12 protein-coding genes and 1 pseudogene are annotated in these 14,288 nt (G+C 57.2%); 8 read left to right on the top strand and 5 right to left on the bottom strand.

Annotated elements, in window-relative coordinates:
• Positions 1-81 precede the first annotated feature (81 nt).
• The gene (locus ACRWA7_RS05110) at positions 82-915 is read left to right on the top strand and encodes an alpha/beta fold hydrolase (RefSeq protein ID WP_438391054.1); all 834 of its coding nucleotides are present in this window, start codon (positions 82-84) and stop codon (positions 913-915) included.
• Between the two features lie 410 nt (positions 916-1,325).
• The gene (locus ACRWA7_RS05105; protein WP_060819512.1) at positions 1,326-1,940 is read left to right on the top strand and encodes a hypothetical protein; all 615 of its coding nucleotides are present in this window, start codon (positions 1,326-1,328) and stop codon (positions 1,938-1,940) included.
• A gap of 74 nt (positions 1,941-2,014) precedes the next feature.
• Here ACRWA7_RS05105 and ACRWA7_RS05100 read toward each other — a convergent pair whose 3' ends face one another.
• Positions 2,015-3,337, bottom strand: a complete 1,323-nt coding sequence (locus tag ACRWA7_RS05100) for an LLM class flavin-dependent oxidoreductase (protein ID WP_438390337.1) — start codon at positions 3,335-3,337, stop codon at positions 2,015-2,017.
• Between the two features lie 595 nt (positions 3,338-3,932).
• Between ACRWA7_RS05100 and ACRWA7_RS05095 the strand changes: the two are divergent.
• The 3 genes and pseudogenes from ACRWA7_RS05095 to ACRWA7_RS05085 all read left to right on the top strand — a co-directional run.
• Positions 3,933-4,010, top strand: a pseudogene (locus ACRWA7_RS05095) (zinc-binding dehydrogenase); the annotation flags it as partial.
• 131 nt (positions 4,011-4,141) lie between these two features.
• The gene (locus ACRWA7_RS05090) at positions 4,142-5,293 is read left to right on the top strand and encodes an ACT domain-containing protein (RefSeq protein WP_438390336.1); all 1,152 of its coding nucleotides are present in this window, start codon (positions 4,142-4,144) and stop codon (positions 5,291-5,293) included.
• Between the two features lie 555 nt (positions 5,294-5,848).
• Positions 5,849-7,003: a porin gene (locus ACRWA7_RS05085; RefSeq protein WP_438390335.1), complete on the top strand. Its 1,155-nt coding sequence runs from the start codon at positions 5,849-5,851 to the stop codon at positions 7,001-7,003.
• 262 nt (positions 7,004-7,265) lie between these two features.
• On the opposite strand, the gene cysC is transcribed toward ACRWA7_RS05085, so the two are convergent.
• Together cysC and ACRWA7_RS05075 are read right to left on the bottom strand one after the other, a co-directional pair.
• Positions 7,266-7,868: an adenylyl-sulfate kinase gene (gene cysC, locus ACRWA7_RS05080; RefSeq protein ID WP_438390334.1), complete on the bottom strand. Its 603-nt coding sequence runs from the start codon at positions 7,866-7,868 to the stop codon at positions 7,266-7,268.
• A gap of 41 nt (positions 7,869-7,909) precedes the next feature.
• Positions 7,910-9,052, bottom strand: a complete 1,143-nt coding sequence (locus tag ACRWA7_RS05075) for a hypothetical protein (RefSeq protein WP_438390333.1) — start codon at positions 9,050-9,052, stop codon at positions 7,910-7,912.
• Between the two features lie 79 nt (positions 9,053-9,131).
• Here ACRWA7_RS05075 and ACRWA7_RS05070 point away from each other — a divergent pair, with 79 nt between their 5' ends.
• The 3 genes from ACRWA7_RS05070 (at position 9,132) to ACRWA7_RS05060 (ending at position 12,946) form a co-directional block, all read left to right on the top strand.
• Positions 9,132-9,461, top strand: a complete 330-nt coding sequence (locus ACRWA7_RS05070; protein ID WP_438390332.1) for a hypothetical protein — start codon at positions 9,132-9,134, stop codon at positions 9,459-9,461.
• Positions 9,462-9,848: 387 nt separating this feature from the next.
• The gene (locus ACRWA7_RS05065) at positions 9,849-12,050 is read left to right on the top strand and encodes a TonB-dependent siderophore receptor (protein ID WP_438390331.1); all 2,202 of its coding nucleotides are present in this window, start codon (positions 9,849-9,851) and stop codon (positions 12,048-12,050) included.
• Between the two features lie 14 nt (positions 12,051-12,064).
• Positions 12,065-12,946, top strand: a complete 882-nt coding sequence (locus ACRWA7_RS05060) for a hypothetical protein (RefSeq protein ID WP_438390330.1) — start codon at positions 12,065-12,067, stop codon at positions 12,944-12,946.
• Positions 12,947-13,035: 89 nt separating this feature from the next.
• Here ACRWA7_RS05060 and ACRWA7_RS05055 read toward each other — a convergent pair whose 3' ends face one another.
• Together ACRWA7_RS05055 and ACRWA7_RS05050 are read right to left on the bottom strand one after the other, a co-directional pair.
• The gene (locus ACRWA7_RS05055) at positions 13,036-13,542 is read right to left on the bottom strand and encodes a flavin reductase family protein (RefSeq protein ID WP_438390329.1); all 507 of its coding nucleotides are present in this window, start codon (positions 13,540-13,542) and stop codon (positions 13,036-13,038) included.
• The gene (locus ACRWA7_RS05050; RefSeq protein WP_438390328.1) at positions 13,532-14,257 is read right to left on the bottom strand and encodes a class II aldolase and adducin N-terminal domain-containing protein; all 726 of its coding nucleotides are present in this window, start codon (positions 14,255-14,257) and stop codon (positions 13,532-13,534) included. Before ACRWA7_RS05050 ends, ACRWA7_RS05055 begins: the two co-directional genes overlap by 11 nt.
• Positions 14,258-14,288: the final 31 nt, after the last annotated feature.

Genomic DNA, 14,288 nt, shown 5'->3' with positions numbered 1-14,288 from the left:
AAGGAGCAGTACGTGAGCCTGACCGCAGCGACCAGGCGCACGACACCGATTGATTGCGAACACATCACCGGAGAAGCGAAAATGGGATTTGTCACAACGAACGATGGCGTCGATATTTTCTATAAAGACTGGGGCCCGCGTGACGCACAGGTCATTTTCTTTCATCATGGATGGCCGCTCAGTGCAGATGATTGGGATGCCCAGATGCTCTTCTTTCTGGCCAAGGGTTTCCGGGTCATCGCACACGACCGGCGCGGACATGGGAGGTCGAGTCAGGTCTGGGACGGCCATGACATGGATCATTACGCCGATGACGTTGCGGCGGTCGTGAACCATCTCGGCGTGCAGAAGGCGATACACGTGGGCCATTCCACGGGCGGTGGCGAGGTCATCCACTATGTCGCCCGCCACGGTGAAGATCGCGTTTCAAAGGCGGTACTCATCAGCGCGGTGCCGCCCATCATGGTCAAGACCGAGAGTAACCCGGGCGGCTTGCCCAAGCAGGTCTTCGACGATCTTCAGGCGCAGCTCGCGGCAAACCGGGCGCAGTTTTACTACGACGTTCCCGCGGGCCCGTTCTACGGTTACAACCGGCCTGACGCTAAGCCCTCTGATGGCATCATCAGGAACTGGTGGCGGCAGGGCATGATGGGTAGTGCAAAGGCTCACTATGACGGCATCGTCGCCTTCTCGCAGACGGATTTCACCGAAGACCTGAAAAGCACCACCATTCCCGTTCTGGTCATGCACGGTGACGACGATCAGATTGTTCCCTATGCGGATTCGGGACCGCTCTCGGCGAAGCTGGCGAGGAATGGTACGCTGAAGACCTACCCAGGTTTTCCTCACGGCATGCCGACGACCAACGCCGACGCGATCAATGCCGATCTGCTCGCGTTCGTCAAAGAATCATAGAGCCGTCAACTGCCTGCGATCGCGCCGCTACTGACGCGTCCAGGCAAATCAACGAGCTACCCCGCGGGTGGCTCGTTCCGTTTTTCAAAGCCGCCATGGAAGAAAACATGGCGGACGCCAGCTATGGTCCGTCAGAAAATCGGATTTCAGAAACCACCCCTGAGCCGCCGTTCGATTTTCTCGAAAGCGGACATTGTCCGACATGGGTCTATTGGTCGTTGCCGACTACACGTTTATTGCGCCGGTGATTTTCATTTCCAGCACGAACGCGTGCACCCGATGGAATAACCGGCACCGCTTCCCTGTTCTGTAGGTATATCCGACGCCCAGCGACTTCGTTCAACGATCCGTCGCTGCACGGAGCAGACGGACGCAGCCGCGTCTGATAGAGCCCACTACGGAGGACACCGATGCCTTTGGAACAAAACGGACAATGCGGGACCGACCGGCCCGATCCGCCGGTACGCTGGAAACATTCGACCACACCGAACATCACATGGACCTGGCACCATACGATCCCATGGAATCAGTTGCGCGCAACATGGAACTGGATGGTCGAGAACGCGGACTGGAGCTCGCTAAAGGCGTTCCTTTACCTGATTGGCTCGGACAACAGCGAAACTGTGGTTGCCGAGATTCAAGCTGGTCAGTTGATGCAGCGCGATGAACTGCATCAGATGATCGCGTGGCAGAAATGGAATGTCGTGGAAGGTCCAGGCGGCCCCAATCGCGCGCCGGGTGACGACCCTGGCGAAGGCTTCGAGGCGTGGTCGTTGTGGGGACTGTCGAATAATCAGCGGCAAACAGTGCTTGATGTGAAACAGATTTATGACGCAATGCTAAAACTGCCGCAACAAACGCAGCCGGGAAACTTCGGCGCGTTCCTCTCAACGTTCCGTCACCTGCGTAATAGGCAACTGATCATGTGGGAACCGAAGATGTGGGATGCGGTGATCGTCGGCCGGGCTCCAAAGCATCCACGGGAACCCGACGTAAGATCGACGTGGAGGAGACGGCGAGGCTAGACGCCGTGCATCTCCCACATCACGCATTCGCATCGGTGCCGAATACCGGAATCTCGCAAAGAGACCAAATGAACTTAGGTATGCTTTTCAACGCCGAGATGGTCGCGCAGATGTTTTCCGGTATATTCCTTGCGAAATACGCCGCGACGCTGCAACTCCGGCACAACCTGCGAAACGAAGTCTTCAGTGCCTTGCGGAAAATGCGTGGGAACCGCAAGAAAGCCATCGCAGGCGTCATTTTCGAGCCATTCCTGCATGGTGTCGGCGATAGTCGTTGGCGCGCCGACCAACTTCATGTAGCTACCTTCCGCAAAACGTCGAGCGGTTTGCAGAATTGAGAGATTTTCTCCCCGAGCCAGGTTGACGATTGCGTCCCGATGAGACTTGCCTGCGTTGGTCTCCGGCAGGTCGGGCATTGGGCCATTGAGGTCATAGTCCCTGAAGTTAAGACCGCCGGAATGCGGCGCCAAGTGCGTGATGGCCAGTTCCTCAGGAATAAGGTCCCGCATCCGAATACGAAAATCTTCGGCATCCTGATCTGTCTTCCCGACAATGGGCGTGATACCCGGCAGGATCTTGATCTTGTCGGGGTCACGGCCGAACCTCATCGCCCGCTGTCGGATGTCTTCGCGGAAGGCTCGACTCGTCGTCATGTCCGTTTGCAGAGTGAAAACCACGTCAGCCGTACGCGCCGCAAGCTCTCGTCCTGGTTCGGACGAGCCGGCCTGGAATACGACCGGGCGGCCTTGTGGACTTCGTCCCATCGTGAGGGGGCCACGCACCTTGAAGAATTTCCCTTCGTGCTTCAGGAAATGCATTTTCTCCACGTCGAAGTACACGCCGCTGTTTTTGTCGCGGATGACGGCGCCTTCGTCCCAGCTGTCCCACAATCCGTTGACTACATCGATGAACTCGCTGGCCCTTTCATAGCGAAGTGAATGCTCGAGATGGGCGTCCAGACCGAAGTTTTGAGCCTCACTCTCATTAAAAGACGTGACGAGGTTCCAGCCGGCCCGGCCGTTGCTGATGAAGTCAATGGACGCAAACCGGCGAGCGAGGTTATACGGCTCGTTGAAGCTTGCGGTTGAAGTCGCCGCAAGTCCAAGATGGGTTGTGGCCATGGCGAGCGCTGGCAGCAGCATCATTGGATCAAAATGCATTGCTCGTGGATTGGCGGCCCCGTAGGTATCGCCGTTCATGATGTTGTTGCTGCGCGGGATGGCCGCCTGATCTTCAAAGAAAATGGCATCAAGTTTGGCCGCCTCAGCGAGCTTTGCTGCCCGAACATAATGTTCAATACCAAGATCGACTTCGGGAATCGCATCGGGCAGGCGCCAGGCGCCGAGATGCTGCCCCGGGAAAAGAAAGAGCGCTAGGCTCATCATCCTGTTGTTCATCAGACTTCCTCGTTTAACGGATCGTTTGCTCAACTTGAATCGATGAAGCTTGCGTGGCAAGAATGTTTATCAACGCCGCCCGTATTTGGTTGGCTTTCCCTGGTCACCCGTCTCAGGTGCGGGATGGTATGAGGGTGACTCTGAACTCAACCCTCCCAGCAAACCATGTTTCCATAAATGTGGTGTACCACGCATTTGGGAGAAAGTCGTATGCAATAGTTATGCCAAGATTTTTTATTTGCGCTCTGCAGCCAGCAACGCCGATTCGAGTAGCAATTGCTTCATTTACGCCGTGGACATCCCTTCGTCGTGCATTCAGGGCACCGCTTTGGATCACGGAAATGAGATATTGCACCAAAGAGGGTGCACCACATATTTAGGCCGTACTAGTCAGAAAGCGGATGTAATGAGCGCAGGAGATTACGAGCCATGCCGCTGCGATAGCGTAGAAATATAGGCAACATCCGGGCGCCTTCAAACCAAACGCGTGCCGAGTTGCATCTACGCCGCGCCGACGTCGCCGTCGACCGCGCCACGCAGGCTGTGATCAAATACTTGGAACGCAGGGTGGCTTCGGAAACCTGATTAGCCGCTCGTGGAAGACGGTCCTGCAATGTACAAGACGTTTCGCGACAAGGAGGACGGGTGTATCAATGTCGTCCTCAAACCCTGAAGGCGAGCAATCCGCTCCGTGTGGATTCGGACGGCTGTTCGTATGACAATGTGGGCTCGATTAAATAATGCGGTGCCAGCCCTGGCCGGCTGCCCGCGCACAATCAACCCTGTTGCATGGGAGACAGCTTGATGAAATGCACAATCGTGGGATCGCGGTTTTTCGGCGCCTCGGTGCTGGAAGCGTTTCTGGCCGAAGGAATCAAGATCGCCGGCGTGGTCGCGCCCGCGGCTGATGACCGCCTTGCCGTCGCCGCCCGTGCGGCCGGCTTGCCGAGCGTCATCCACGAAAATCCGAAGTTCATTGAAGGTAACGCCATTCCTGAAGACACGGGTCTCATCATCGCCGCGCACACCCATGCGCGCGTAAGCGACGAGGCGTTGGCTCGCTCGCGCCTGGGCGGTGTGGGTTATCACCCTTCGCTTCTGCCACGTCACCGCGGCATTGCGGCGGTCGAGTGGACCATTTTGGAAGGCGACCCGATCGCGGGAGGCTCCATTTATCATCTCTCGCACGGATGGGACGCGGGCGCGATCGCGGCGCAGGACTGGTGCTTCGTCAGGAAGGGCGAAACCGCGCGGGAACTCTGGGAACGCGCGCTCGCCCCGATGGGACTCAAGCTGTTGCTGCGCGTCGCCCATCACGCTCGCGAACGTGGCGAGCTGCCGGCGAGCGCGCAGGATGAGCAGTTCGCGACGCGCGCGCCGATCATTCGTCGTCGCATCGACATCAGCGAGGAGCCGCCCGGACCGCTTGCAACGCTCGTTGTCACCGCGATCGGCGCGGACCGCCCGGGCATCGTCAATCTGCTTTCCGAGCGCGCGCGGGCTTTCGGCGCCAACTGGACCGGCAGCCGCATGGCGAGCATCGGCAGCCAGTTCGCCGGCATGGTGCAGTTCGAAGTGGCGCAGCGTCACGCCGATGCGCTTACCACTGCGTTACGCGATCTCGAGAGCGCGGGATTGCGCGTCGTGATCGCCCGCAGCGACCTGCCTCCGCTCGAAAGCGGCCGCCGCCGCGTCTCGCTGGCGCTGACGGCGCCCGACCGTCCCGGCATCGTGCAGGACCTTTCGGCGAGTTTGTCGGCGCACGACATCAGCATCGAGGAACTGAGCACAGAGCTCGCCTTCGAACCCGCCCGGCCGCATCAGTTCGCGGTCAAGGCAGTGCTCGCGGTGCCTGAAAACATGTCGATCGACGCCTTGCGCGCATTGCTCGAATCGCTGGCTGCCGACATGTTGGCCGACATGGCTCTTGGCGAAAACGGCGCGCAACCGTGTTGACGTGGATTTTCTCGCTTCTTCAGGAATCGGCTCGTCAGCAGTATCACCGTCTAGTTGATTCCCGCCTCCAGATCTCCCCAGCCGCTGAATCGATCAATATTGTGGAATATGAAATGATTAATTGCTCATATCGGATAAATAAAAAGCGCTCTCCTTAAATTAATCAGATGTAATCTCCCTAACTCAAGTGCCAAGCTATCCGCTTTACCGGATATTCGAAAAGATAATGTAAGTCAGTTTAAAGAAAGCAGGAATTTTTGAGTCGATTTTTGACTTTCTGTCAGAGCTGTACTAGATTAAAAAACACTCGCATACTCCACGAAAGTTGTTGCCAAACATTTTCAATGCGAGTTTGAGACCGTAAGCATACTTACGGTCTCTCCTTTCACATTGCCCACGCGCATTTGATATGCTCGTGGGCAAATTTCGTTTAACATCAAGATGTTATGTGTTAAAAATTAAGTTGCTTAATGGCAACAACTTTAATGACGCGTGTTTTTGAGATGTATGCTCTGCGCTGATTCGTTTCCTGATTGTTATCGCGTGGAGAATGAAATGAAAAAGATAGCTTTGAGTGCGCTTTCATTGAGCCTGTTTGGACTAGCGGGTGCGGTACATGCCCAATCCAGTGTCACCCTATACGGCACTATCGATGCGGGTGTCGGCTATGTTAAAACCAGTGCGGGCGCGCGGTGGGGATTTATCGACGGCACGCTCTCGGGCGATCGCTGGGGATTAAAGGGATCTGAGGATCTTGGTGCTGGCCTGAAAGCTATTTTCGATTTGGAAAACGGCTTCGATATCGCCAACGGGACACTCGGACAAGGCGGTAAGGAGTTCGGGCGACAAGCATTCGTCGGGTTGTCCGGAGATGCCTGGGGTACCGCCACGATCGGCCGCCAATATGATCCGCTTGTCGATATGGTCCAGCCGATCACCGAGGACAACTATTTCGGCAGCGCCTTCGCAACGCCGGGCGACGTCGACAACTACGACAACAGCCTGCGCGTGTCCAATGCGGTCAAATACGTCTCGCCGAATTTCGCGGGCCTGCAGTTCGAGGGCCTGTATGCGTTCAGCGGTCTCGCTGGCCGCACGGGTCAAGGCTACACATACAGCGGTGCCGTCACCTACAACAACGGCCCACTCGGTATCGCCGGCGGCTACTTCCTCGCGACCAACCCCAATCCGACCGCGGGGGCCTTCCGCGACGGCTGGGATCCGACCTCGTCGTCGGATGCGATTTTCGATGGCGCGATCAATACGGGCTACGCCACGGCGAAATCGCTTGGCATCGCGCGCGGCGCGATCCAGTACGCCATCGGACCGTTCACGGTGGGCGCGTCCTACAGCAACGCGCAATACAAGAACGATGGCGCGTCAACTTTCGCCAGCACCGAGAAGTTCAATATCGGTAGTGGGTTCCTGAACTATCAGGTGACGCCGGCCGTGCTGCTGGGTGCGGGCTACACGTATACGAAGGCGAGCGGCGATACGTCGGCCAAGTACCATCAGGCTAGCCTGGGCGCCGACTACTCGGTCTCGAAGCGCACGGACTTCTATGCCGTGGCGGCTTACCAGCATGCGAGCGGCACGCAGTTGAATCCGGACGGCACGACGCAGAACGCGCAAGCGTCGATCGGATCGTACGGGTTCAATGGCACAGCAAGCCAGGAACTCGTGATTCTCGGTATGCGCCATAAGTTCTGATACGCGCCGCTCTCGAGCGTGGACTTGGCGAACGCCACTGCGGTCGCACTGGCAGGGATTCGCGAAGCAGGGTGCAGGATTATCACGATCCGGTTCCCTGCGAAATTGCTGGAAGGCTTCGAACTTCACCCACATGTGCTTGCGGATCGGCACGGCTGCATTACCCATGCGCGCCGGGTTCGCTGCGGGCGATGAACGCTCCTCCGCCGCAGGCTGACCCAGTCGATGTGACTCGTCGGGATCGAACAGGTAGAGCGCTTCTTCAATCATGAATTAGTAGATCAGTGATCAAAGCTGTCGCATCAGCTATCGAGCATTGGGTGGTATCTATGCGGACGTCGGGGTTCAGCGGTTCCTCGTAGGGTGAGTCGATACCGGTGAAATTTCTGATCGCCCCCTGTCTTGCGAGCTTATAGAGTCCTTTGGGATCGCGGCGTTCAGCGACCGCAGCGGGAACATGCACGTGCACTTCCACAAACCGATGAGGCCCGGCAATGATCCGCGCCAGTTTCCGGTCTGCCGCAAAGGGTGAAACGGCACAGACCAACACCAGCAGTCCCGCGTCAGCCATCAATCGACTCACTTCGCTTATCCGCCTGACGTTTTCATGTCGATGCTCGTCGGAGAATCCGAGATCTCGGCACAGACCGGTACGCACGTTATCGCCATCCAATAAAAAACTATGTTTGCCGGCGTTATGGAGCGTTACTTCAACAGCGTTAGCGAGGGTGGATTTTCCAGCCGCCGGCAAACCGGTGAACCAAACGATGCCGGGATTCTGTCCAAGCAACTTGGCGCGGTCGTCTGCGCCGACAGAAGAAGTGTGAGGATGAACGCGGGTTGAATGATCGGTTGGCAAGTCCACTTGACCTCGTTGCTCTATACCGTTACGCATGACCCAATGCATCAGTAGTATCGCCACTCTTCCGATAACTCTCGCGCAAGCGCAAGCTTCTCTTTTACGACCGCAGTGATGCCGGCTCCCGGTCCCGACGTACCTTTCTGCGACACCAGAAAATTCAATGCTGCGGCGTGGGTGGACTTGATCAAGCGTCCATCGATTCCTTTCATGAGCCGGGCATTGCCCTTTGTCTGCGCGACAAGATCTCTCGCTCCGCTAAAGTCCGGCGTTATTGCGACCTGGCCTCGAATTTGTGCCCGTAATGCCGAGGCGTATGCGGGAGACTGCCCCAGCCAATCGAGATCGACCAGCAAATCCGCTTGATCGAGCGAGCTCACCGCGCACAGAATCCACATCGCCATAAATGCCCGATAAGCGTTGTCGCCATCGACCGTACGCACATACTGCTCGCAGGCCGCCGCATACTCATCGACGGAGGTCACGGGAACAGGCGGCAAGCGAACGCCACATGCCTCAATGACTTGCTTGACGATAGGCTCGCCCTGATTAAGGCCTAATACACGGAAGGGAGCAGCCACAAAAAAAGGGTTGTTCCATTGCTGATGAAGCAACCATCCGGACGCAAACTGCGATGCGGGATTTCGTACGACGACCGCGTGCATTACCTGGGGAAACGCGCTCTTGAACCAGGGCAGCCGGCCGAGGGATCGACAAAACTTGAAGACAGGGATTTTCCCCTCGCTCGTCGTCTGGTCATGGAGGTTTTTCAGATATGCATGCAATGCTGAAAAACCCGCATCCGCCGAGGGTCCAAAGCGATCCGTGCCGAAACTCTTCCGATATCCCGCCACACCATGCATATTATCCTGGATAAACGGCCGATATTCGGTGAAGTAAGGCGCCGTGAGTGTCGGATGACCCGAGGTCCAGGTGGGCTCCAAGGCGGGGATGTCAGCCTCTCTCAGATCGCCGAGTATCGGATGAAGCGGTTCATAGAACGCTGTCACGGTCTGCAACGCCCGAAAGCGAGACCATACCCAGGTTCCCGCGCTTCGCCATCCGGTGTGCAGAAAAATTCCATGTGACTGTTCTTTCTCTTGCATGACAGCTTCCTGACTGCCGGGGTCTAAGGATGTCTGTCCGTTGTCATCGGCGATGCGCGGAGCACTTTTCAATTGATGCGTCATCAGCTTTCTCTACACTCGGGAGGGAAGGTGGGTTTATCGGTGCAGGATCGGCGTTGCCAATTGCCTCGAGCCCCCATGCATGCAGAACTACTGGCGTGCATTGCGAACCGCAGTGAAAGGCGATAGGCGAGTGCTGATAATGGGAGAACGAAGTTTAATTCCACGCATCGTCGTGCCGCGTTACGGCGCGGCTCGAAACGATTACGATCCGTTACTAATGCAGCCCTGTCAGATGGTGCGTAAAGTGCCGGTCCGTCCCAAGGGTAAAAGTGTCCGCCGCAAATCGCGGCAACGGGCGCAGATACATCGGTATTCGTCAACAAACTTGGTTTTGCTAAAGCTGCCGCTGACTGGCGTCTGGATGAACTGCTGCGTGCAGCGCACAGCACACGTTCTCGCCGCACTCTGAGCTTTCAAGAAATCATCTTCCCGTCCCTTTGTGTACATGCCATAGCTCGCTTGAAAGTGAGCAAACCTCCTGGCGTCCGCTGAAGCATCTTGTGTTCAACCGGCTTTTCGGCTTAGCGGTGCCTTCGATTTCCCAGTGTTCGTCTCGCCAACCCAAGCGTCCGTTTGAACAAGCGACGTGCTTTTCCTCGCCAGAATTTAGATTTACGCCCTCTAATAATTAATTTTGAGATTGAAGCAAACATTTAATTGATGTATAAATGCGACGCATTCGCAATTAGGATGGCTTTGGTTAAAAGTCACTCCAAATGTTCTCGCCCTATTTACTGAACTCGAAGGACCCATGAAATTTGCCGCCCCCCGCCGCCAGCGGGACTGCGCAGCGGGTATGAAAAAATTCGAACTGCTACGTGCTTTCTCTGCCGCAACCGTCCTGGTATCCACAGCCTGGCCAATCGCGAGTAACGCGGCGACCGACTTGCCCGCCGACCCGGTTCCTCCCTCAAAAACCGCCGCCGCCACTTCGACCGACACCGGGACCGGCACGGACACCGCCCACGATGGCGTTGTAAGCGGCGGCACGCTCAAGGCCGTCACGGTCACCGGCAGCAACCTGCAACGGGCAAGTACCTATGTGCCGAAGACCGTGAGCACTGGGCAGTATCGCGGGCTTGATGCACTTGATGTTCCCGCGACGGTAAACGTTGTGACCCGCGACGTGCTCACGGCACAGGCAGCGACGGGGATTTACGATGCACTGCGAAACGTCGCGGGTGTCGTGCGTCAACAGTTGAGCGGCATCGCCTACGACCAGCTTTCGATACGCGGCATCGCCCTCGACAACCGCACGAGTTATTACCTGAACGGCGTTTTGCCGATCGACAACAACATCTGGATGCCGATGGAGGACAAGGATCGCGTCGAGGTATTGAAGGGCGCGTCGGCGCTTTACTACGGTTTTGCGGTACCGGCGGGAATCGTCAACATGGTCACCAAACGAGCTGGCAACACGCCGGTTACAAGCGCGTCCTTGCTGGTGGACTCGAACGGTTCCGTCGGCGCGCATGCCGATGTCGCCAGACGCTTTGGCACGGATAACCAGTTCGGGATCCGCGTGAATGCGATGGATGAGCACCTCGAGACGCCCATAACGGGTGATCGCGGGTACCGCAAGTTCGAGAGCGTTGCGCTGGACTGGCGGGCGAACGATCGTCTGTCGTTCAAATACGATCTTGAACATATCGACGAACGCGTGGTGGAACAGGCCGGCATCACGCCGCTTGCGGCGGTCAACGGTGTCATTGCGCTGCCCAGATTGCCTGACGCCTCCACGCTGCTCGTCCCCAACGACAAGAAAACAAACGCCACCGCCACAAGCCAGTTGCTGCGTGCAGACTATTTAATCTCGGAGAATTGGAGTGCGAACGTGTCGGTCGGGCAATCGATTACTCAGCGCGATCGCTGGCTGTGGATTCTGCAAAAGTACAACGTCAACACTGGCAACGGCAGTTTGCAGGGAAGCAAACAGAACGGCCAGTTCTATGAGAGCAAAGTCGCGCGCGCCGAAGTGAATGGCCTGTTTCAGACAGGAAACATCAATCACGATGTTACGTTCGGCGTCTCCGAAACATGGCAGTTCCAGCCGGATTTCACCACCTACTACTATACGGCGACGCAGAATCTGTACTCTCCCGTGAGCATCACTCAACTCACGGCAGCGGGGTCGAAAGCGTTCTATGCGCAGCACATCAACAACCGCGGTGCGTATGTATTCGATCGCATTGATCTGACGTCAACGCTGCAATTCACCCCGGGATTGCGCTACTCCGACTACCATGCGACACAAGCGTTCACGACGACGCAGGACGTGAACCGCACCTCACCGTCGGCGAGCTTGGTCTATAAGATCACGCCGCAAACGAGCGTGTATGCGAGCTATATAGAAGGCCTCGAATCGGCCGGGAGCGCGCCGGCCACGGCATCGAACGCGTACCAGGTGTTGCCGGCCGCTGTCAGCAAGCAAGAGGAACTTGGAGTACGTCATCGCTTCAGCAATGATTCTCTGGCGTCGATTGCGTTGTTTCAGATTCGCCAGCCCGCGGCGAGCACCGACGCGAACAACGTCTATGCGCTGAACGGTACGGGTCGCTATAGAGGGCTGGAGTTTTCTTATCAGGGTGACATCACGCGCGATCTGTCGATCGTGACTACCGGTATGTGGCTCAATTCGCGTTTGGTCGACAGTTCTGACCCGAGTACGCTCGGGAAGATTCCCGAGAACACGCCTCGCTATACGGGCAGTATTTTTCTCAACTACCGGGTGCCCCACGTCGCGGGCTTCTCGCTCAATGGCGGAGCCTATTTTGTCGGATCGCGGCCCATCAACGACGCAAACCAAGCGACTATTCCAGGCTACACGCTGTTTTCGGCCGGCGCGCGCTACGCGACGCGCATGTTCGGCAAAGCTGCAACGTTCCAACTGAATGTGGAGAACGCCTTCAATAAACACTATTGGGCATCGGCGGGATCGAGCCAATTGGGCATCGGGCTGGAACGCACGGTCTCGCTCACGTCGACCTTCGATTTTTAATTTACGTCGGCTTAATGCCGAACCTGAACAGGGAAGTGAATCTGATGTCCATCTTGTCGATTTTTAGACGCGCCCAGGTTGCTCGTTCGAAAGCTACGTGGCTCAGCGAATTGTTCGTGCCCAAGCGTCGCAAGGCGATCAGTACGGTTGTGATGACCGCAGTGGTCTTCGTTCAATTGACCGGGTGCGCCATGGCGCAGAAAGCGCCAGTCGACGCGGCAAGCCGACCCGTCACCGATCACAAGAAGGTGTTGTATGTGACACGCCTTAAACATCGTGATCGGGAGGAAGATGACAAAGTCCGCGCCCATCTCGAGGAACGCGGAATGATCGTCACGATGGTCGATCAGACCAGCCCGGCAAGCGCCGCGGCAGGTCAGGATCTGGTGATCATTTCGTCGGTTGTCAGCGCGCGAGACATGGTTGGCACTTCCTTTCGGGATGTCCCGCTGCCGTTGCTGACCTGGGAGTCCGACCTTTTCGACTCGTTAAGATTCACGGGGCAAAAAAAGGGTGAGGATTTCGGCACGCTAGAGAAGGAGCACTACATCAACGTCGTCAACGCGCCGAGTCCGCTCGCTGGCGGCGTTCCCGCAGGCAAGCGGTGGGTGTACCCTCGTGACGGTGAAATGGGCTGGGGTAAGCCTGCCCCTGGCGCGACAGTGATTGCGACCATACCCGGCGAGCCGGACGAGGCGGTGCTGTTCGCTTATGAGAAAGGCGCTACGATGGACTACGACTTCATCGCACCGGCTCGCCGAGTTGCGGTGTTTCTCGGCAATCGCACGTTCGAAAAACTGAGCGCTGACGGCACTACGCTATTCGATGCCGCGCTCGATTGGGCTGTGAGCGCGCCTGTCTCGCCAACGCGGCACCCTGAACTGCCTTCAAAGTAACGCTTGGGACACTTAACGACATGATGGCCACGCGGGAGGAAATCTCCGGCCCGATTCCATCTGTCCTCATCCGCACGGTGCGGAGTCGCTCACGTATGCGTGAGACGATGATATTCCCTGTTGTAGTAAATGAGCACGCCAGGCTGCATATTTGTTTGAAGCTCGATCACCTTGCAAACGAGGATGTCGTGCGTTCCGACGGGAATGCGGCTGACCATCTTGCAGTCGATCGAAACCATTGCGTGCGCTAGACGTGGGGCTCGTTCATGCCGCTCGATCCATTCGCCGTGCTCGAAACGCGCGGCCATCGGCTGCTTGCTTGAGAAAGCGGCCGATATTCCGTGCTGCTCCGCACTCAGCGTATTGATACACAGCACGCCGTTCGCTATGGTAGCGGCATACGCGGACGACGTCCGGTTGACGCAGACAAGCACACTCGGCGGTGTATCGGTCACGCTGCACACAGCGGAGGCGGTGAAGCCCGCACGCCCGCTTGCACCGTCGGTCGTGATGACGTGAACCGCAGCGCCGAGATGAGCCATCGCGTCACGAAATGCAAGCATTGATACTTCGTTTGCATCCAGGTCAGTCGGCATAAGAAGGGTCTTCCTTGTCGAGAATTCGCTTCATCTCCTCGAAGTGAGCAATCGAAAAATCCGTGATGCCTTCCCAGTCGCGCGCGGTTTTCTCCGCCACCTGATCCGACAGCACATTCAGCGGTCGCCCCGTTGCGTAAGCGAGATGCAGGATCTGGCAGGCGCGCTCGATCGTGTACAAATCATCGAAGGCTTCGCCTATGGTCGCAGCCGTCACCAGAATGCCGTGATTGCTCATCATGAGGCGCGATTTGTCACCGAGCGCGGCAACGAGGCGCGCACCCTCTGCGGCGGTATCGGCCATGCCTCCAAACGCTTTATCTATGGCGACACGGTTGAAGTAGCGCGCCGTATTCTGTTCAATCGGCTTGATCTCCGGATCGGCGAGGCTGGCAATAGCCGTGACATAAACCGGATGCAGATGAAGCGCGACTTTCACGTGCGGCGCACGCCGGTGAATCTGCCCGTGAATGGCCCACGCAGTGGGATCGATATCTCTTCGATCCTCGATATCTTCGGCCTCGTCGGCGTCGAGCAGCAGCAGGTCGCTTGCCCGTATCCGGGAAAAGTGCTGCCACTTGCGGTTCATCAGGAACTTGCGTCCATCGGACGACACGGCTGCGCTGAAATGATTGGCAACCGCTTCATGCATTCCCAGGCGAGCGAAGCAGCGAAACGCCGCAGCCAGATCGACTCGAAGCTGGCGTTCATCCATGTCGAATACTCTCCTTATTGCGTTGAACGAA

Origin of the sequence: Caballeronia sp. DA-9 (assembly GCF_051615025.1) — a bacterium.
Lineage (GTDB): Bacteria > Pseudomonadota > Gammaproteobacteria > Burkholderiales > Burkholderiaceae > Caballeronia > Caballeronia sordidicola.
The sequence above is the reverse complement of the archived record's forward strand: the minus strand, read 5'-3'. Positions and strand labels throughout refer to the sequence as shown.

Bases quoted from the DNA above. Each gene is read 5' to 3' on its own strand.
- ACRWA7_RS05110 (WP_438391054.1), top strand. From the start codon at position 82: ATGGGATTTGTCACAACGAACGATGGCGTCGATATTTTCTATAAAGAC.
- ACRWA7_RS05105 (WP_060819512.1), top strand. From the start codon at position 1,326: ATGCCTTTGGAACAAAACGGACAATGCGGGACCGACCGGCCCGATCCG.
- ACRWA7_RS05100 (WP_438390337.1), bottom strand. From the start codon at position 3,337: ATGAACAACAGGATGATGAGCCTAGCGCTCTTTCTTTTCCCGGGGCAG.
- ACRWA7_RS05090 (WP_438390336.1), top strand. From the start codon at position 4,142: ATGAAATGCACAATCGTGGGATCGCGGTTTTTCGGCGCCTCGGTGCTG.
- ACRWA7_RS05085 (WP_438390335.1), top strand. From the start codon at position 5,849: ATGAAAAAGATAGCTTTGAGTGCGCTTTCATTGAGCCTGTTTGGACTA.
- ACRWA7_RS05075 (WP_438390333.1), bottom strand. From the start codon at position 9,052: ATGACGCATCAATTGAAAAGTGCTCCGCGCATCGCCGATGACAACGGA.
- ACRWA7_RS05070 (WP_438390332.1), top strand. From the start codon at position 9,132: ATGCAGAACTACTGGCGTGCATTGCGAACCGCAGTGAAAGGCGATAGG.
- ACRWA7_RS05065 (WP_438390331.1), top strand. From the start codon at position 9,849: ATGAAAAAATTCGAACTGCTACGTGCTTTCTCTGCCGCAACCGTCCTG.
- ACRWA7_RS05060 (WP_438390330.1), top strand. From the start codon at position 12,065: ATGCCGAACCTGAACAGGGAAGTGAATCTGATGTCCATCTTGTCGATT.
- ACRWA7_RS05055 (WP_438390329.1), bottom strand. From the start codon at position 13,542: ATGCCGACTGACCTGGATGCAAACGAAGTATCAATGCTTGCATTTCGT.
- ACRWA7_RS05050 (WP_438390328.1), bottom strand. From the start codon at position 14,257: ATGGATGAACGCCAGCTTCGAGTCGATCTGGCTGCGGCGTTTCGCTGC.